General features: G+C 68.4%; 19 protein-coding genes. 17 read left to right on the forward strand and 2 right to left on the reverse strand.

The genetic code is table 11. The annotated features are described in order from the left end of the window. Positions 1-22: 22 nt before the first annotated feature. The 11 genes from ACCC97_RS20755 to ACCC97_RS20805 all read left to right on the forward strand — a co-directional run bounded on the left by ACCC97_RS20755 (position 23) and on the right by ACCC97_RS20805 (position 8,083). Positions 23-676: an amino acid ABC transporter permease gene (locus ACCC97_RS20755; protein ID WP_007829575.1), complete on the forward strand. Its 654-nt coding sequence runs from the start codon at positions 23-25 to the stop codon at positions 674-676. Beyond that, complete coding sequence (locus ACCC97_RS20760) at positions 660-1,445, forward strand: amino acid ABC transporter ATP-binding protein (protein ID WP_413334781.1); 786 nt, start codon at positions 660-662, stop codon at positions 1,443-1,445. Before ACCC97_RS20755 ends, ACCC97_RS20760 begins: the two co-directional genes overlap by 17 nt. 70 nt (positions 1,446-1,515) lie before the next feature. Further along, a complete protein-coding gene (locus ACCC97_RS20765; protein ID WP_007829573.1) occupies positions 1,516-2,097 on the forward strand; it encodes a DUF1439 domain-containing protein in 582 nt (193 codons plus the stop codon). Then, entirely contained in the window at positions 2,094-3,086 is a 993-nt protein-coding gene (locus ACCC97_RS20770) for a glycerophosphodiester phosphodiesterase (RefSeq protein WP_413334783.1), read from the forward strand. Before ACCC97_RS20765 ends, ACCC97_RS20770 begins: the two co-directional genes overlap by 4 nt. Further along, positions 3,083-3,361, forward strand: a complete 279-nt coding sequence (locus ACCC97_RS20775) for a hypothetical protein (protein ID WP_413334785.1) — start codon at positions 3,083-3,085, stop codon at positions 3,359-3,361. Before ACCC97_RS20770 ends, ACCC97_RS20775 begins: the two co-directional genes overlap by 4 nt. 24 nt (positions 3,362-3,385) lie before the next feature. Then, complete coding sequence (locus tag ACCC97_RS20780; RefSeq protein WP_413334787.1) at positions 3,386-3,805, forward strand: hypothetical protein; 420 nt, start codon at positions 3,386-3,388, stop codon at positions 3,803-3,805. A gap of 77 nt (positions 3,806-3,882) precedes the next feature. After that, positions 3,883-5,358 (forward strand): TolC family protein, encoded by a 1,476-nt coding sequence (locus tag ACCC97_RS20785; RefSeq protein ID WP_007829569.1) that lies wholly within the window; start codon positions 3,883-3,885, stop codon positions 5,356-5,358. Position 5,359: 1 nt separating this feature from the next. Next, the gene (locus ACCC97_RS20790) at positions 5,360-6,751 is read left to right on the forward strand and encodes a multicopper oxidase family protein (RefSeq protein ID WP_413334789.1); all 1,392 of its coding nucleotides are present in this window, start codon (positions 5,360-5,362) and stop codon (positions 6,749-6,751) included. Positions 6,752-6,784: 33 nt separating this feature from the next. After that, complete coding sequence (locus ACCC97_RS20795) at positions 6,785-7,303, forward strand: plastocyanin/azurin family copper-binding protein (RefSeq protein WP_093078798.1); 519 nt, start codon at positions 6,785-6,787, stop codon at positions 7,301-7,303. 10 nt (positions 7,304-7,313) lie between these two features. Then, on the forward strand, positions 7,314-7,760 hold the full coding sequence (locus ACCC97_RS20800) for a DUF411 domain-containing protein (protein WP_093058287.1): 447 nt from the start codon (positions 7,314-7,316) through the stop codon (positions 7,758-7,760). Between the two features lie 32 nt (positions 7,761-7,792). After that, a complete protein-coding gene (locus ACCC97_RS20805; protein ID WP_413334792.1) occupies positions 7,793-8,083 on the forward strand; it encodes a copper-binding protein in 291 nt (96 codons plus the stop codon). 23 nt (positions 8,084-8,106) lie between these two features. Here the strand turns inward: ACCC97_RS20805 and ACCC97_RS20810 are convergent, their stop codons facing one another. After that, on the reverse strand, positions 8,107-9,399 hold the full coding sequence (locus ACCC97_RS20810) for an NAD(P)/FAD-dependent oxidoreductase (protein WP_413334794.1): 1,293 nt from the start codon (positions 9,397-9,399) through the stop codon (positions 8,107-8,109). Positions 9,400-9,439: 40 nt separating this feature from the next. On the opposite strand from ACCC97_RS20810, the gene ACCC97_RS20815 reads away from it, so the two are divergent. From ACCC97_RS20815 to ACCC97_RS20835, 5 genes are read left to right on the forward strand one after another with little or no spacing between them, the layout of a single operon-like run. Beyond that, complete coding sequence (locus ACCC97_RS20815) at positions 9,440-10,468, forward strand: P1 family peptidase (protein ID WP_007829542.1); 1,029 nt, start codon at positions 9,440-9,442, stop codon at positions 10,466-10,468. Positions 10,469-10,484: 16 nt separating this feature from the next. Next, positions 10,485-11,864: a TAXI family TRAP transporter solute-binding subunit gene (locus ACCC97_RS20820; RefSeq protein WP_007829541.1), complete on the forward strand. Its 1,380-nt coding sequence runs from the start codon at positions 10,485-10,487 to the stop codon at positions 11,862-11,864. Then, a complete protein-coding gene (gene pabB, locus ACCC97_RS20825; RefSeq protein WP_413334796.1) occupies positions 11,854-13,623 on the forward strand; it encodes an aminodeoxychorismate synthase component I in 1,770 nt (589 codons plus the stop codon). The genes ACCC97_RS20820 and pabB overlap by 11 nt, the downstream gene beginning before the upstream one ends. Before the next feature lie 51 nt (positions 13,624-13,674). Next, on the forward strand, positions 13,675-14,172 hold the full coding sequence (locus ACCC97_RS20830) for a MerR family transcriptional regulator (protein ID WP_413334798.1): 498 nt from the start codon (positions 13,675-13,677) through the stop codon (positions 14,170-14,172). Then, positions 14,090-14,542 carry a carboxymuconolactone decarboxylase family protein gene (locus ACCC97_RS20835; RefSeq protein WP_413334800.1) on the forward strand — a complete coding sequence of 151 codons (453 nt, stop codon included), beginning with the start codon at positions 14,090-14,092 and terminating at the stop codon, positions 14,540-14,542. Before ACCC97_RS20830 ends, ACCC97_RS20835 begins: the two co-directional genes overlap by 83 nt. Before the next feature lie 162 nt (positions 14,543-14,704). Here the strand turns inward: ACCC97_RS20835 and ettA are convergent, their stop codons facing one another. Next, positions 14,705-16,366 carry an energy-dependent translational throttle protein EttA gene (gene ettA, locus ACCC97_RS20840; RefSeq protein WP_056587499.1) on the reverse strand — a complete coding sequence of 554 codons (1,662 nt, stop codon included), beginning with the start codon at positions 16,364-16,366 and terminating at the stop codon, positions 14,705-14,707. A 311-nt stretch (positions 16,367-16,677) separates the two neighbouring features. Here ettA and ACCC97_RS20845 point away from each other — a divergent pair. Beyond that, positions 16,678-18,381 (forward strand): DEAD/DEAH box helicase (locus ACCC97_RS20845; RefSeq protein WP_413334802.1); only part of this gene is annotated, 1,704 nt, incomplete at its 3' end.

Raw genomic sequence — 18,381 nt, forward strand, 5'->3', positions numbered from 1 at the left:
ACGCGGGAAAGCCACACACACCATGGTCGATTTTTCCCTCTGGGACATCCTGCGCAACCTGCTGATGGCGCTGCGCTGGACTGTCGTGCTGTCGCTCATCGCCTTCATCGGCGGCGGACTGGTCGGCGCCTTGCTGCTGTTCCTGCGCCTGCGCGGCGGCAGCGCCATGAACCGCGCCGTCGGCCTCTATGTGCAGCTGTTCCAGGGCACGCCGCTGCTGATGCAGCTGTTCCTCGCCTACTTCGGCATCGCGCTGTTCGGCGTCGACGTGTCGGCGTGGACCGCGGCCAGCGTGGCGCTCACGCTGTACACCAGCGCCTTTCTCACCGAGATCTGGCGCGGCTGCGTGGCCTCGATCCCGAAGGGCCAGTGGGAGGCCTCGGGCAGCCTGGCCCTGAGCTTCGCCGAGCAGATGCGCCATGTGATCCTGCCGCAGGCCGTGAAGATCGCGGTCGCGCCGACGGTGGGCTTCCTGGTGCAGGTGATCAAGGGCACGGCGCTCGCCTCGGTGATCGGCTTCGTCGAGCTCACCAAGGCCGGCAGCATGATTTCGAACGCCACCTTCAAGCCCTTCGTGGTGTTCAGCTGCGTGGCCCTGCTTTATTTCGTGCTGTGCTTCCCCGTGAGCCTGTACGCCAAGAACCTCGAGAGGAAGACCCATGGCCGCCGTGCTTGAACCGCAACAACAGCAACCCGCCACCTCGGTGGGCGCCCCCATCGTGCGCATCACCGCGCTGCGCAAGTCCTACGGCACCAACGAAGTGCTGAAGGGCATCGATCTCGACGTGAAACGCGGCGAGGTGATCGCCATCATCGGCAAGAGCGGCTCGGGCAAGAGCACGCTGCTGCGCTGCATCAACGGGCTCGAGGTGTTCCAGGAAGGTTCGCTCACCGTCGACGGCAAGCCGCTGCTGCACGAAAGCACCATGGCCATGCGCGAGCTGCGCCAGCGCGTGGGCATGATCTTCCAGAGCTTCAACCTGTTTCCGCACCTCACGGTCGGCAAGAACGTGATGCTCGCGCCCACGCTGGTGAAGAAGCGTAGCAGCATGGAGGCGGCCTCGCAGGCGCGCAAGCTGCTCGACCGCGTGGGGCTGGCCGAGAAGTTCGACGCCATGCCCGACCAGCTTTCGGGCGGCCAGCAGCAGCGCGTGGCCATCGCGCGCGCACTGGCAATGGAACCGGCCGTGCTGCTGTGCGACGAGATCACCTCGGCGCTCGACCCCGAACTGGTGGGCGAGGTGCTGCGCGTGGTGGAGTCGCTGGCCGACGAGGGAATGACGCTGCTGATGGTGACGCACGAAATGAGCTTCGCGCGCAAGGTCAGCGACCGCGTGATCTTCATGCACCAGGGACGTGTGCACGAGATGGGGCCGCCGGCGGAGCTGTTCGGGAATCCGCAGACGGCGGAGCTGAAGCAGTTTCTTTCTTCGCTGCACGATTGATTCTGGCCTGGGTGCGCTGATCCATCGCACTGGCGGGAACGTTCCCGCCTGTGGCAAGCTCGGAGCCCCCATGAACCTCCGCACCCCGTTTCCCACCTCCCGCCGCCGGGTGCTGCGCGCGCTGCTGGGCGCCGCGGCCCTGCATGCGCCCTTCGCGGCGCTGGCCGGCTTCAATTTTTTCACGAGCGAATACACCGCCACCCGCGACGAGCTGCAGATGCAGATCGCCAAGCGTTTTCCGGTGGCCGAGCGCTACGCCGAGATCTTCATGGTCGGGCTGCGCGATCCTCAGCTGGGCCTCGACGCGCAGGCCAACCGCGCAGCCATCACGGCCACGCTGACCATCGCGAGCCCCCTGCTGGCGGCGTCGCCGGTGCAGGGCGTGGTGTCGGTCAGCAGCGCACTGAAGTACGACGCAGCCGCGCGCGCGCTGCGGCTCGACCAGCCCAAGGCCGAGCGCATCGAACTGCAGGGTATCGAAGGCCGCGATGCCGAGCGGCTGCAAAAAATCGGCGCCCTGGTCGCGCAGGAGCTGCTGCAGGGCCAGGTGCTGCGCAGCTTCACGGCCAACGAACTGACGGTCGGGCGCAAGACCTACGAGATCGGCGACATCACTGTGCAAGACGACGGCATCAAAGTGCAGCTCAAATGAAATACGTCCTCCTCGCCTCTGCCCTGCTCGTCGCCGGCTGCGCCGCCATCGCACCCACGGCCAAGCAGCACTTCGACCTCGAAGCCCACCGCGGCGGACGCGGGCTGGCACCCGAGAACACGCTGGCCGCGTTCTCCAACGCCATCGACCTGGGCGTGACCACGCTCGAACTCGACATCGGGCTCACGGTCGATGGCGTGGTCGTGATCTCGCACGACACCTCGCTCAACCCCGACCACACGCGCGACGCCAGCGGCGCCTGGCTGGCACCGAACAGCGGCGCGTCGATCCGCTCGCTCACGCTGGCGCAGCTGCAGACTTACGACGTGGGCCGCCTCAATCCGGCGAGCAACTACGGCAAGCAGTTCGCGCTGCAGCAGCCGCGCGACGGCGAGCGCATCCCGACGCTGGCCGCGCTGTTCGCGCAGGTGCAGGCGCGCGGCGCCGACGCGGCAACGGTGCGCTTCAACATCGAGACCAAGATCGATCCGACCAGGCCGGAGGAAACCGCCGCGCCCGAGCCGATGGTGCGCGCGCTGCTCGCCGAGATCGACAAGGCGAAGATGGCAGGCCGCGTGACGATCCAGAGCTTCGACTGGCGCACGCTGGCGCTGGTCGGCAAGCTCGCGCCGCAATTGCCCCGCGCCTACCTGACGACGCCCCGCACGCTGAAGGACAACCGCTGGACGGCCGGGATCGACGCGGCGGGCTTCGTCTCGGTGCCGCAGATGGTCAGGGCCGCATCGGCCAACGCACCGGGCCCGGTGATCTGGTCGCCGGCCTTCGCCGACCTGACGCCCACCGTCATCAAGGAAGCGCAGAAGCTCGGCCTGAAGGTGCTGCCCTGGACCGTGAACCAGCGCGCCGACATGCAGCGGCTGATGGACTGGGGCTCGGACGGGATCATCACGGACTACCCGGACATCCTGCGCGACCTGATGCGCGAGCGCGGGTTGTCGCTGCCGCCGCCCGGAAAGAACAAGCAATGAGCGCCGCCCAGCAACTCGACGCCATCGCCGCGCGCATCGCGGCCCTGCGCACCGATGGCGGCGGATCCGTCACCACGCTGTCGAACGAAGCCCGCGCCAGCACCGAGTTGCTCGGTGCCCTGCCACCGCGCTACGGCGAGGTGCTGCTGAGCCTGCTCGACCGGCTGGAGTCGAGCGCGCTCTTCAGCGAGGAAAGCTGCTCCTTCAGCCAGAAGGACCTGCTCGACAACCTGCAGGTATGGGTGGACAAGGCCCGAGGCCAGCTGGTGTCTTAAGAGCGCAGGTTTATCATCCCGCCCATGCGCACCCTGCTGCTCGCCCTCATGATCGCCCTGCTGCCCATCCGCGGCTGGCTCGGCGATGCCATGGCGATCGAGATGGTGCGGCATTCGCTGCCGGCGGCTGAGGCAGCCGTGTCCATGGCGACTGCGGCCACCGAAGCCCACTGCCACGAGGCGATGGAGGCCGGCAACAGCATGGACATGCAGATGGACATGGCGGACCACGCCGGTTCACATGACAACCACAGCAGCAACGACGGCGCCGGCCATCAAGGCTGCGGCACCTGCACCGCCTGCCAGGTCTGCCACACGGTGGCCCTTGGCGGCATGCCCCTCGTCGACATCGTGCACAGCGCGCCCCAGGCGCCGCCTGCGGCACACGCGGCCCGCTTCGCCAGTGCAGAGCCCGTTGCGGGCCTGAAGCCGCCCATTTCCTGATCTCCCTGCCCGTAGTCCGTCCGCGGTGAGCCCTTTCCGGCTCGCGGCGTCCGTCGTATTGCTCATGGAGATCGAGCGTGAACCCCATTGTTCGCCGGCAGCCTGCCGGCCCCCCTTGCTATCGAAGAAGTAGCGCGCTGCTCAAACGCGCCACTGCACTCGCGAGCGTCCTGATACTGGCCGGCTGCGCCAGCCTCTCGCCCGACGGCGGCACCGCCGACGTGCAGGCGCTGGTCAACGGCAACCCGCTGATGGCGGGCACCGCAGCCCAGCGCACGCCCGACGAAGCCTCGCAAAAGAGCGTCGATGCCCTGCTTGCCAAGCCGCTGGACGTCGAAGCCGCGGTACGCATCGCACTCATCAACGGCCCGCGCGTGCAAGACGCCTTCGCCACCCTGCAACTGAGCGATGCCGACCGTGTGCAGGCCGCGAGCCTGCCGAATCCGGTGCTTTCCTTCAGCCGGCTGGCGCAGGGCAGCGAGCGCGAGTTCGAGCGGATGCTCAGCTTCAACGTGGTGGGCCTGGTCACGCTGCCATGGCAGGCCCGATGGGCCGGCCAGCGGCACGAGGCGGCCAAGCTGCAGGCTGCGCAGAGCGTGCTGACGCTCGCCGCTGACACTCGCCGCGCCTGGGTGCGCGCGGTGGCGGCGCAGCAGAGCGTGGTCTACCTGCGCGACGCGAAGGAGGCCGCGGAAGCCGGCGCCGAACTCGCGCATCGCATGGCCCAGGTCGGCAACTGGAGCGCGTTGCAGCGCACCCGCGAACAACTGCTGCTGGCCGACGCGGCCGCGCAGCTCGCGCGTGCCGAGCAGGCGGCTGTCGCTAGCCGCGAGCAGCTCACGCGCCTGATGGGCCTGGGCGGCGCTCGCGCCGGCTACACCCTGCCCGACCGCCTGCCACCGCTGCCGCAAGCCGCGCCCGAACTGGGCGACGTGCAGGCGCTGGCGCTGCGCGACCGCCTCGACGTGCGTTCGGCGCAAGCACAGAACACCGCCGTGGCCGGCTCGCTGGGCCTGACGCATGCCACCAGCGTGATCAACGCGATGGAGCTCGGCGTGGTGCGCAACACCACCTTCGACAACGACGCCGATCGCACGAAAAAGACCAAGCGCGGCTTCGAACTCGACCTGCCCATTCCGATCTTCGACTGGGGACAGGCCCGCAATGGCCGCGCCGAGGCGCAATACCTGCAGTCGGCCGCCCGCGTGCGCGACGTGGGCGTGCTGGCCGCGAGCGAGGCGCGCGAGGCATGGCAGGGCTGGAACACCGCCTACACCCTCGCCCGCCGCTACCGCGACGAGGTGCTGCCGCTGCGCAAGAAGGTCAACGAAGAGATGGTGCTGCGCTACAACGGCATGCTCGCGAGCGTGTGGGAACTGCTCGGCGAGACGCGCGCCAGCATGCTCGCGGTGAACGCGGGCATCGAGGCGCAGCGCGATTTCTGGCTGGCGGACACCGATCTGCAGCTGGTGCTCACGGGGAGTTCGCCCGGTGGCATGACGGCGCTGCAGACCGCTGCGGCCGGTGACGCCCCCGCCAAGGGAGGCCACTGACATGAACCGCCGCAACTTCTTCGCAGGCGCGGCCACAGCCGTCGCCGCAACCACCGTAAGCCGTGTGGCCATGGCCGCGCTGCCCGAACCGGTGTCGCGGGGCTCCACCGCCACCGCGCCGCCACTCGTGCCGCCGAACGGCCGCTCCTACAACCCCGTCGTCACGCTCAACGGCTGGACGCTGCCCTGGCGCATGAACGCCGGCGTCAAGGAATTCCACCTCGTCGCCGAACCCGTCGTGCGCGAGATGGCGCCCGGCTTCAAGGTCAACATGTGGGGCTACAACGGCCAGTCGCCCGGCCCGACCATCGAGGTGGTCGAAGGCGACCGCGTGCGCATCTTCGTGACCAACCGGCTGCCCGAGCACACCACCGTGCACTGGCACGGCCAGCGCCTGCCCAACGGCATGGACGGCGTGGGCGGCATCACGCAGCCGCACATTCCGCCGGGCAAGACCTTCGTCTACGAGTTCACCGCGCGCCGGCCCGGCACCTTCATGTACCACCCGCACGCCGACGAGATGGTGCAGATGGCGATGGGGATGATGGGCTTCTGGGTCACGCACCCGAAGGAGAGTCATCCGCTGATCGAGCCCGTGCAGCGCGACTTCTGCTTCCTGCTCGGCAGCTTCGACGTGGAGCCCGGCAGCGCCACGCCCAAGGTCAACACCATGACCGACTTCAACATCTGGAGCTTCAACAGCCGCGTGTTCCCGGCCATCGACACGCTGAACGTGCGCAAGGGCGACCGCGTGCGCATCCGCGTGGGCAACCTCACGATGACCAACCACCCCATTCACATCCACGGCCACGAGTTCGAGGTGACCGGCACCGACGGCGGCCCCGTGCCGCGCACCGCGCGCTGGCCCGAGGTGTCGGTTGACATCGCGGTGGGCCAGATGCGGCAGATGGAATTCATAGCCGACGAGGAAGGCGACTGGTCGCTGCACTGCCACAAGGCGCACCACACCATGGGGCCGATGGGCCACGACGTGCCGACCATGATCGGCGTGGACCACAAGGGCGTGGCCGAGAAGATCCGCAAGCTCGTGCCCGACTACATGGTGATGGGAGACAAGGGCATGGCGGACATGGGCGAAATGGAAATGCCCATCCCCGACAACACCGTGCCGATGATGACCGGCACCGGCCCCTTCGGATCGGCCGAGATGGGCGGCATGTTTACGCTGCTGAAGGTGCGGCGCGACCAGAAGCCCGGCGACTACCGCGACCCGGGGTGGTTCAAGCACCCGCCCGGCACCGTCGCGCGCGAAGTACCGAACGCGAACTTGCCACCGGCCACGCGCAAGGAAACACCCGCGCCGTCGATGAAGAACAGTAGCCCCGACGCAACCGTGCGCAAGCCCTCCGGGCATGGCGCACACAACCACTGATTCCTTTACCCCTTCCTCTCTGGAGCTCAACTCATGAACAAGACACTCATCAAGTCCATCGCCGCGGGCCTCGTGCTCGCGGCTGCCACTACTGCTTCGTTGGCCCACGAGGCCCACAACGGCCCCAAACCCAAAGGCGCCGCCGCGCTCGCGCCCGAGCAGAAGGCCTGGGGCATCGCAGGCAAAGCCAATGCAGTGAAGCGAACCATCGACATCGCGATGGCCGACGACATGACTTTCACGCCCTCGGTCATCGAAGTGCGCGAAGGCGACACCATCCGCCTGCGCCTGAAGAACCGCGGCAAGGAACTGCACGAACTCGTGCTCGGCACCACCGCCGAGATCGAGGCTCACGCGGCCATGATGAAGAAGTTCCCGGACATGGAACACGACGACCCGTGGATGGTGCACGTGCCCGCCGGCAAGACCGGCGACATGGTCTGGACCTTCAACCGCGCCGGCGACTTCGACTTCGCCTGCCTCGTGAAGGACCACTACGAACTCGGCATGGCCGGCCGCATCCGCGTGCTGGCTGCCGCTGGCAAATCCTGAAGGAGAAACCATGCAACGAAGAAACCTGCTGCTGGCACTGGCTTCCACTGCCGTGCCTTTCACAGCGATGGCCGCGGCACCGATGGTCGAGATCTGGAAAGACCCGAACTGCGGCTGCTGCCAGGACTGGGTCAAGCACCTCAACAAGAGCGGCTTCGCCACGCGCGTGCACGACGAAGGCAACGCAGCCGCGCGCACCCGCCTGGGCGTGCCTGCCAAGCTGGGCTCGTGCCACACGGGCCTCGTCGGCGGCTACGCCATCGAAGGCCACGTGCCCGCACGCGAAGTACAGCGGCTGCTCAAAGAAAAGCCCAAGGCCGTCGGCCTCGCCGTGCCCGGCATGCCGGTCGGCTCGCCGGGCATGGATGGCCCCGCCTACGGCGACCAGCGCGATCCCTACGACGTGCTGCTGGTGCTGGCCGATGGCAGCACGCGCATCTATCAAAGCTATCGCTGAATCAACCGACAACCGAGGAAAGCAAACTCATCATGAAGAAACTGTTCACCGCACTCTGTGCCGCCCTGCTCGCTGCAACCGCCTTCGCGCAAGCTGCATTGCCGTCCGTCGAAGGCGAGGTCCGCAAGATCGACACCGACGCGAAGAAGATCACGCTGAAGCACGGCGACATTCCCAACCTCGAGATGACGGGCATGACGATGGTCTTCCGCGTGAGCGACCCTGCGTTGCTCGCGAAGGTGAAGCCGGGCGACAAGGTGCAGTTCACGGCCGACAAGGTCGATGGCGCGCTCACGGTGCTGTCGATCGCACCGGCGAACTGACGCGCTCGGCATGTCGGCTGGCCCTATGGCTTGAAGCGGCCCGGATCGAACGGGGCCAACGGTATCTCCGCCGCAACGCCCGCGAGCAGTTGCGCCGCCAGACGCCCCGTGCGCGCCGAGCCGCACAGGCCCACGTGACCATGCCCGAAGGCCAGGACGATGTCGGCGCTGGCGGCGGCCGGGCCGATGCAGGGCAGTCCGTCGGGCAGGCTCGGGCGATGGCCGAGCCAGTGCTTCGCCGGCGATGCACCTGCAGCGAGCGCGGGAAACATCGATTGCAGATGCCGGTGCAGGATCCCGGCGCGGCGCCAGTCGGGCGCCGCTTCGAGGCCGGCAATCTCGACCTGCCCCGCCGCGCGCAGGCCGCCGTCCATCCAGTGGGCGATGAGCTTGCCGTCGGCCACCATCGTCGGGGTGCGCGGGCCGGCCGCGGCGTCTTCGATGACCACGTGGTAGCCGCGCTCGGACTCCAACGGCACCGCGGAGCCGGCCGCCGCCGCGAGCGGGCCCGAGCGCGCACCGGCGCAGATGGCGGCGCCGTCGCAGGCGATGTCGCCGGCCTCGGTGCGCACTGCGCGCAGACGGCCGCCCTCGATGCGAAAGCCCGTCGCGCGGGCGGTGATGCGTTCGGCGCCCGCATCGAGCGCATGCCGCGCCAATGCGGCCACGTAGGCGCCCGGATTGCGGCAATGGCCGGCTTCGGGCACGAAGATGCCGAGCGTGTAGCGCGCATCCAGATCGGGCTCGCGGCGGCGCAGCTCGTCTTCGCTCCACTCGTTCCATTGGATGCCCACATGCCGGCGCACGCGCCAGCCCAGCGCGTCGCCATCGAATTCCGCGCGCGAGCGATAGGCATGCAACAGCCCGCGCCGCTCGATGAGCTGCGGCACGCCAGCCTCGGCCGCAAGTTGCGCGTGCAGCGCGGGCGCATCGACCAGCAGCGTGCGCAGCGCGTCGGCCGTGCGCTGCACGCGCGCCTCGGTCCAGCCCGAAGCCAGGTAGCGCAGCAACCACGGCAAGGCGCGCGGCAGATAGCGCCAGCGCAGGGCGAGCGGACCGAGCGGGTCGGCCAGCCAGCCCGGCACCTTGCGCCAGGCGCCCGGCAACGCAGGCGGCACCACGGAGTGCGACGACAGCCAGCCGGCATTGCCGTAGCTCGTGGCCTGCGGGCCGCCCGGTTCGCCGGGCTCCAGCACCGTCACGCGCAGGCCCGCGCGCAGCGCCTCGATGGCGGTGGCGCTGCCCACCGCGCCCGCGCCGATCACCACCACATGGCGGCGTCCGCCACCGGGAGAGAAACTTCTTGCAACTGTCATGACGAGGATCGTAGAGGGTGCGGTCCCATAATCGGCCGCCATGCCAGCCTCAGTTTCTGCTCCCTCCCAATCCGCCGGTTCCATCACCGACGTCGCCGGCATCGAGGTCGGCCATTTCTCCGACACCCGCCGCCCCACCGGCTGCACCGTGGTCATGGCGCGCGACGGCGCGGTGGCCGGCGTGGACGTGCGCGGCGCCGCCCCCGGCACGCGCGAGACCGACCTGCTCGCGCCCGGCAACCTCGTGCAGCAGGTGCACGCGGTGATGCTCGCGGGCGGCAGCGCCTGGGGCCTCGCGGCCGCCGACGGCGCCATGCGATGGATGGAAGAACGCAACATCGGCATGGACGTGCGCTTCGGCATCCTGCCCATCGTGCCGGCCGCCGTGCTGTTCGACCTGCCCATGGGCGATGCGCGCATCCGCCCCGATGCCGCCGCCGGCTACGCCGCCTGCGAGGCCGCGAGCACCGCGGCGCCCGCCGAAGGCAACGTGGGCGCGGGCACCGGCGCGCTGGTGGGCAAGCTCTTCGGTGTGGACCGAGCGATGAAGGGAGGTGTCGGCACCGCGTCGGTCACGGTCGGCGGCGTCACGGTCGGCGCGCTGATCGCGGTCAACTCGCTGGGCGACGTGATCGACCACAACACCGGCCAGCCCGTGGCCGGCGCGCGCACCGAAGACGGCAAGGCGCTGCTCGACACGCGCCGCGCGCTGCTGCGCGGCGACAGCCCCAAGCCGCTGCTGGCGGGCACCAACACCACCATCGGCGTGATCGCCACCGATGCGGTGCTGACCAAGGTGCAGGCCAACCGGCTCGCCATGGTCGCCCACGACGGTCTGGCGCGCGCCATCAACCCGGTGCACACCATGAGCGACGGCGACACGCTGTTCGCGCTGGCTACCGGCCGCGTGCCGCTGGAAGGCAGCGCGCCGGGCATGACGGTGCTCAGCACCATGGCGGCCGAGGCCGTCGCGATCGCCACGCTGCGCGCGGTGCACGCAGCGCGGTCCGTGACCGTGGGCGAGTTGCACATTCCCTGCGCGGCCGATCTCGCCACGCCGCGCGGCTGAACACGGAAGAGACACCATGGCGTTTCCCAGAACCTTGAAACTGATCCTGCTGTCGATCCGCGACCTGATCGCCTCGGCCGGGCCGATCGTGTTCATCGTGATCGGCCTGCTGATCGCCGCCTACTGGTGGCTGCAGCCACAGCCGCCCAAGCACGTCACGCTCGCCACCGGCCCCACGGGCAGCGCCTATGCACAGTTCGGCAAGCACTACGCGGAAGCGCTCAAGCGCGCCGGCATCGAGGTGGAGCTCAAGCCCACGTCGGGCTCCACCGAGAACCTGCAGCTGCTGCGCACCGGCGGCGCCGACGTAGGCTTCGTGCGCGGCGGCAGCGCCGACCCGGTGGCCGACGAAGAAGCCGGCCTGACCTCGCTCGGCAGCCTGTTCTACGAGCCGATCTGGCTGTTCTACCGCGCCGACTCGGCGCAGAAGATCGACCGCAAGACCGGCACGCTGACATCGCTCACGCAACTGCGCGGCCTGCGCGTGAACGTCGACCTGCCGGGCAGCGGCCTGCCCGACATCATGGAGCGGATGCTCAAGGCCAACCATCTGGGCCCCGACGACCTGCTGCTGTCGAACCTCGAGCAGGCGGCGGCGGCCGAAGCGCTGCAGGCCGGGCTGCTCGATGCCATCGTGCTGTCTTCGGCGCCGCAGTCGCCGCAGGTGCAGCGGCTGCTGCGCTCGGACGACATCAAGCTCATGGACTTCGGCCAGGCCGATGCCTACTCGCGGCGCTTTCCGTTCCTCTCGGCAGTGACGCTGCCGCGCGGCGTGGTCGACCTGTCGAAAGACCTGCCGCCGCACGACGTGTCGCTGCTCGCGGCCACCACCTCGCTGCTGTCGCGCGAGGAAACGCACCCCGCCCTGCGCCAGCTGTTCGCGCAGGCGGCGCAGTCGATCCACGGCGGCGCCGGCTGGTTCAACCGGGCGCGCGACTTTCCCAACACCCGCACCAGCGAACTGCCGGTGAGCCCCGAGGGCGACCGCGCCATCAACGGCACGCCGCCGGCCTGGCAGCGCTACCTGCCGTTCTGGGCCAGCAACCTGGTCGAGCGCATGTGGCTGGTGCTGGGCGGCCTGCTGGTGCTGATGCTGCCGCTGAGCCGCGTGGTGCCGCCGCTGTACCAGTTCCGCGTGCGGCGGCGCGTGTTCCGCTGGTATGCACGGCTGCGCGACATCGAGGCCAAGGTCGATGCGAAACAGGGCGAGCAGAAAACGCTGCTGGACGACCTCGACCAGCTCGACCGCACGGTCAACAAGGTGGCGGTGCCTCTGTCTTATGCCGACGAGCTCTACGCACTGCGCAACAACATCTATGCGGTGCGCAAGCGGGTGCTGGCCAGGACGTCGCAAGGCGCTGCCGCACCGACGGCCGCGGCGAACGATGCCGGCTGATGGAGCCCTGCTTCCGGCCTTGCGCACGCTGATCGATTTTGCGCAGCCGCACGGCGACGGTGCGAGCCGGCTGCGCCTGGCCTTCGGCGCGCCGTCGCGCGTGCTGGTGGCGCGGACTGCCAGCGAGGTGCGGCCGGTGCTGGAGGCTGTCGAGGCGCTGGCGCGCGAGGGGCACTGGTGCGTGGGGTACCTGCGCTACGAGGCGGCTGTGGCGTTCGATCCTGCGTTGGCCGGACACGAAGCCGACGGCCCGCTGGCATGGTTCGGCGTGCATGACGAAGTGCTGCCCTGGCCGGAAGATTCGCCCGCAATGCCGCCGGTCGAATGGCAAGGCAGCCTCTCGCGCGAGTCCTTCGACCAGCGCATGCAGGCCATCCACCGCGCAATTGCGGACGGCGAGCTCTACCAGCTCAACTACACCGCCGCGTTGAATGCCGAATTCCACGGCGATGCGCTCGACTGGTTCCTCGCGCTGCGGCAGGCGCAGCCCGGCGGCTACAGCGCCTTCATCGACACCGGCGAAGAACAGGTGCTGTCGGTGTCACCCGAACTCTTCTTCGACTGGCACGGCGACCGCATCCTGGCGCGCCCCATGAAGGGCACGGCCCCGCGCGGCACGACACCGGCCGAGGACGCAGCGCTGGCACGGCGGCTGCGCACCGTGCCGAAGGAGCGGGCCGAGAACGTGATGATCGTGGACCTGATCCGCAACGACCTGTCGCGCGTGGCGCAGCCCTTCTCGGTGCGCGTGCCGCGGCTCTTCCATACCGAGGCTCTGCCGACGGTGTGGCAGATGACGTCGGATGTCGAGGCGCTCCTGCGCGAGGGCATCACGCTGGCCGACGTGTTCGGGGCGCTGTTCCCGTGCGGCTCGATCACCGGCGCGCCCAAGGTCAGCGCGATGCGGCTGATCCGCGAGCTGGAGCCCGAGGCGCGCGGCGTGTACTGCGGCGCGGTCGGCGTGGTGCAGCCCGGCGGCCATGCGACCTTCAATGTACCGATCCGCACCGTGGCGCTGCGCGGCACCGAGGCGCGCTGCGGCATCGGCAGCGGCATCACGGCCGATGCGCGGGCGGACGCCGAATGGGAGGAATGGCGCCACAAGCGGGCCTTCCTGGGCCAGGCGGCGAACCCGCCGTTCGAGCTGCTCGAAACCCTTGCGCTGGTTGGCGGCGAGCTGCGCGATGCGCCCGCACACCTTGCGCGCATGGCGGCCGCGGCAGCGCATTTCGGCCGCGCGTGGAGCGAAGCGCCCGTCACTGCATGCCTCGATCGACTCAAGGCACGGCATGCCACCGGCACATGGCGCGTGCGCCTGCTGCTCGACGCGCAAGGCGCGCCGCGCGCCGAAGCCTTTGCGATGGAGGCGCCACCCGCGCGCGTGCAACTGCAACTGGCCACGCGCGCGTTCGACGAGGCCGACAGCGACTTCACCCGCTTCAAGACCACCCGCCGCGCCCACTACGAGGCCTTCGCGCCCACCGCCGCGGGCGTGTTCGACACGCTCCTGTGGAACCGCGATGGCGAGATCACCGAATGCACGCGCGGCAACATCGCCCTGCTGCTCGACGGCCGCTGGGTCACGCCGCCCTTGCACTGCGGCCTGCTGAACGGCGTCGGCCGCGCCAACCGGCTGCGCAGCGGCCAGCTTGCCGAAGCCGTCGTGCGGGTGAACGATCTGCCACGCGTGCAGGCCCTTGCCTTCGTGAACAGCCTGCGCGGCTGGCTCGATGCCGACCTGCACACTGCGCAAAAATAGTTCGTCAAAGCGCTTGACTTGGAGCGCGCTCTAACTTCGAGAATCAACGCCATGGAAACCAGTCTGACCATCGCGGAAGTCGCGCAGCGAACCGGCCTCACGGCCTACACGCTGCGCTACTACGAACGCATCGGGCTGATTGCCGCGGTGCCGCGTGCACCGGGCGGTCAGCGGCGCTATGCGAGCGCCGACATGGACTTGCTGGATTTCCTGTTGCGCCTGCGCGAGACCGGCATGTCCATCCAGGGCATGCAGGCCTTCGTCAGGCTTCGAAACCAGGGGGACGCCAGCGTCGGCGAACGGCGCGAGATGCTCGAACAGCACCTTGCCGAAGTTCAGGCCCGGGTGGCGGCGCTGCAGCAATCCATGCAGGCGCTGTCGCTCAAGATCGACCACTACCGCGCGGTCGAGAAGACGAAGAAGCGTCCTCCTTCATCGGGCACCGCCCCGGAAGGAAAGACGAGCAATGACGAATACACAGAACCAGGGCCACAACGACAACCTGCGCTACACGCGCGGCCTCGCCAAGCTCCACGAGATCGACGGTGAAGGCGGCGTCAAGGTGGTCGAGAGCCTGGCCGACATCGCGCCCGACTTTGGCCGTCTGGTGATCGAGTTTCCGTTCGGCGACATCTACTCGCGCCCCGGCCTCGACCTGCGCTCCCGCGAGATCGCGACCGTGGCCGCGCTCACAGCCATGGGCAATGGGACGCCGCAGCTGAAGGTGCACATCCAGGGTGCGCTGAACGTCGGCGCGACGCGCACCGAGGTTGTCGAGGTCATCATGCAGATGGCGGTGTACGCGGGCTTCCCGGCGGCGCTCAACGGCCTGTTTGCGGCGCGCGAGGTGTTCGCGGCCGACGATGAAAAAAGCGCGCAGTCCCTTGCGGAACCGCGCGCTCTTGCCGAAACGAACTGAGGGGTTTCTCGCAGGCCGTCGTGCCCCCGCCCCAACCCTCCCCCAGCGGGGGAGGGAGCAAATCCAGGAACACCGAGGAACCGGCTCCGCCGGGCCTCAGGTGTTGCCCCCGGCAGGGGGTAGGCGAAGCGACACGAAGTGCGCGCAGCCTGGGGGCGAGCCCTATTTCAAGGCCTTGTAGCGCATGCGCTTGGGCTTTGCGCCTTCTTCGCCCAGGCGCTTCTTCTTGTCGGCTTCGTACTCCTGGTAGTTGCCGTCGAAGAAAGTCCACTGGCTGTCGCCTTCGGCCGCGAGGATGTGCGTGGCGATGCGGTCGAGGAACCAGCGGTCGTGGCTGATCACCATGACGGTGCCGGCGAATTCGAGCAGCGCGTCTTCGAGTGCGCGCAGGGTTTCCACGTCCAGGTCGTTCGAGGGTTCGTCGAGCAGCAGCACGTTGCCGCCGGCGATCAGCGTCTTGGCCAGGTGCAGGCGGCCGCGTTCACCGCCCGACAGCGTACCGACCTTCTTCTGCTGATCGGCCCCGTTGAAGTTGAAGCGGCCCGCATACGCGCGGCTCGCCATCTGGAACTTGCCGACGTTGATGATGTCCAGGCCGTTCGAGATGTCTTCCCACACGGTCTTCTGGTTGGCCAGCTCGTCGCGGTGCTGGTCGACGAAGGCCATCTTCACGGTCTGGCCGATGACGACCTCGCCCGAATCGGGCTTTTCCTTGCCCGCGAGCAGCTTGAAGAGCGTCGACTTGCCGGCGCCGTTCGGGCCGATGATGCCGACGATCGCGCCCGGCGGCACGGTGAAGCTCAGGTTGTCGATCAGCATGCGGTCGCCGAAGGACTTGCTGACGCCGTGGAACTCGAACACCTGCTGACCCAGCCGCTCCGCCACCGGAATGAAGATTTCCTGGGTCTCGTTGCGCTTCTGGTATTCCATGTCGCTCAGCTCTTCGAAGCGGGCCAGGCGGGATTTGCTCTTGGCCTGGCGTGCCTTCGGGTTCTGGCGCGACCACTCCAGTTCCTTCTTCAGCGCCTTGGCGTGGGCTTCCTCGCTCTTCTGCTCCTGCGCGAGCCGCTCGCCCTTCTGCTCGAGCCAGGTGCTGTAGTTGCCCTTCCAGGGGATGCCGCGACCGCGGTCCATTTCCAGGATCCACTCGGCCGCGTTGTCCAGGAAGTAGCGATCGTGGGTGATGGCCACCACGGTGCCCGTGAAGCGCTGCAGGAACACTTCGAGCCACTCGACCGATTCGGCATCCAGGTGGTTGGTCGGCTCGTCGAGCAGCAGCATGTCGGGCTTGGACAGCAGGAGGCGGCACAGCGCCACGCGGCGCTTTTCACCGCCTGACAGCAGGCCGATCTTCGCGTCCCACGGCGGAAGGCGCAGGGCATCGGCGGCGATTTCCAGCTGATGCTCGGAATCGGTGCCGGCGGTGGCGATGATGGCTTCGAGCTGGGCCTGTTCGGCCGCCAGCGCGTCGAAGTCGGCGTCTTCGGCACCATAGGCGATGTACACCTCTTCGAGGCGCGCCTTGGCCGCAAACACCGCGCCCATGGACTCTTCGACCGATTCGCGCACCGTGTGCTCGGTGTTGAGCTTGGGTTCCTGCTCCAGATAGCCGATCGTCATCCCCGGCATGGGCAGCGCCTCGCCCTCGAACTCCTTGTCCACACCCGCCATGATCTTGAGCAGCGTGGACTTGCCCGAGCCGTTCAGGCCGAGCACGCCGATCTTGGCGCCGGGGAAGAAAGAGAGCGAAATGTCTTTCAAGAGCTGCCGCTTGGGCGGCACGGTCTTGCTGACGCGGTTCATCGAATAGACGTATTGAGCCATCTGGGAATAGTTACCTTGGGTACAAAGATTCGGGGGGAAAGCGCGGTCGCCAGAAAGAAGCCCTTGGGAAGCATTCAGGCGCGGCAAACCACCGATTATCGACTCATGCGACAATAGCCACCGTTGCCGGGTCCAGTTGCCCGCAACACCGGCTCTCTGCCGGGGACGAAGAAAGCTCCATTTCAACCCTTTTGCGAGGGCGGACTTTCCGGCTCCCACCCCTGACCTTCATCTGCCTTGACTGGCTCGGCGTCAACAAGACGCCTGGCGGGCCGATGCCACTGCGCCGTGTATGGCGCTTATTGTTTCCAATGAATTTTGACGAACTGAAGCTGGCCCCCGCCATCTTGAAGGCTGTGCACGAGCACGGCTACGACACCCCCACCCCCATCCAGGCGCAAGCCATTCCCGCGGTTCTCGAAGGCCACGACCTGCTGGGCGGCGCCCAGACCGGCACCGGCAAGACGGCCGCCTTCACGCTGCCGATGCTGCACAAGCTCAGCATGAGCCGCAGCGCCACCAACAAGTTCGGCGGTACCGGCATCCGCGCCCTCGTGCTGACCCCCACGCGCGAACTCGCGGCCCAGGTCGAAGAGTCGGTGCGCACCTACGGCAAGTACCTGCAGCTCGACTCGACCGTGATCTTCGGCGGCGTCGGCATGAACCCGCAGATCAGCAAGCTCAAGAAGGGTGTCGACATCCTCGTGGCCACCCCTGGCCGCCTGCTCGACCTGCAGCAGCAAGGCATGCTCGACCTGAGCCAGGTCCAGATGCTGATCCTGGACGAAGCCGACCGCATGCTCGACATGGGCTTCATCCACGACGTGAAGAAGATCCTGGCCCTGGTGCCCAAGGAAAAGCAGAGCCTGCTGTTCTCGGCCACCTTCAGCGACGAGATCCGCGACCTCGCGGCCACGCTGCTGAAGAACCCGCAAAGCATCCAGGTCACGCCGCGCAACACCACCGTGCAGCGCATCACCCAGGTGATCCACCCCGTGGGCCGCGGCAAGAAGAAGGCGCTGCTCGCGCACATCATCAACGAGAACAAGTGGAGCCAGGTGCTCGTGTTCACGCGCACCAAGTTCGGCGCCAACAGCGTGGCCGAATTCCTCACCAAGAACGGCATCGAGGCGATGGCGCTGCACGGCAACAAGAGCCAGAGCGCCCGCACGCAAGCGCTGGCCGGCTTCAAGACCGGCGACATCCGAGCGCTGGTGGCCACCGACATCGCGGCGCGCGGCATCGACATCGATGAACTGCCGCACGTCGTGAACTACGAGATTCCGAACGTCAGCGAAGACTACGTGCACCGCATCGGCCGCACCGGCCGCGCCGGTTCGAGCGGCGAGGCCGTGAGCTTCGTGTGCCTGGACGAAGAAGGCTTCATGCAGGAAATCGAACGCTTCACCAAGCAGACGATTCCCGTGCAGATCGTCGAGGGCTTCGGCCCCGAAGAAGGTGAACGCGCCGAGCCGATCGCCATGGGCCGCCAGACGATCTGGGGCGGCGCCGGCCGTCCGCCGAGCCGCGACGTGATGCAGGCGGCCGCCAAGGCTGCCCGCACCGAGATGCTGCAGCGCATCCGCGAGAACAAGGCCGGCCAGGGCGGCGGCGAGCGCGCTGGCGGTGGTGGCGGCAATGGCGGCGGTCAACGCCGCGGTGGTGGCGGCCAGGGCGGTGGTCAAGGCCGCAACGCCAACGGCGGCGGCCAAGGCCAGGGTCAAGGTCCGCGCGGCCAGGGTGCTCGCGCACCGCAGGGCCGTGGCCCGCAAGGTCCGGCACGCGCGCCGCACCATGCGCCGCATCAGCAACAGGCCCATCAGCCGCATGACGAGCGCCAGCCGCGCCATCACGGCAACAGCCATAGCCCGACCCAGGCCAACCAGGTTGCGCACCTGCGCGCCGAAGCGGTCGCAGGCGGCGCCGGCCAGCCGGATCCGTTGCGCACGAGCGTCGACCACATGGGTGGCGGACGCGGTCGCGGTCGCCCGGGTGGTGGCGGCGGTGGTGGTGGC

Origin of the sequence: Variovorax sp. Varisp85, assembly GCF_047304045.1 — a bacterium.
GTDB lineage: Bacteria > Pseudomonadota > Gammaproteobacteria > Burkholderiales > Burkholderiaceae_C > Variovorax.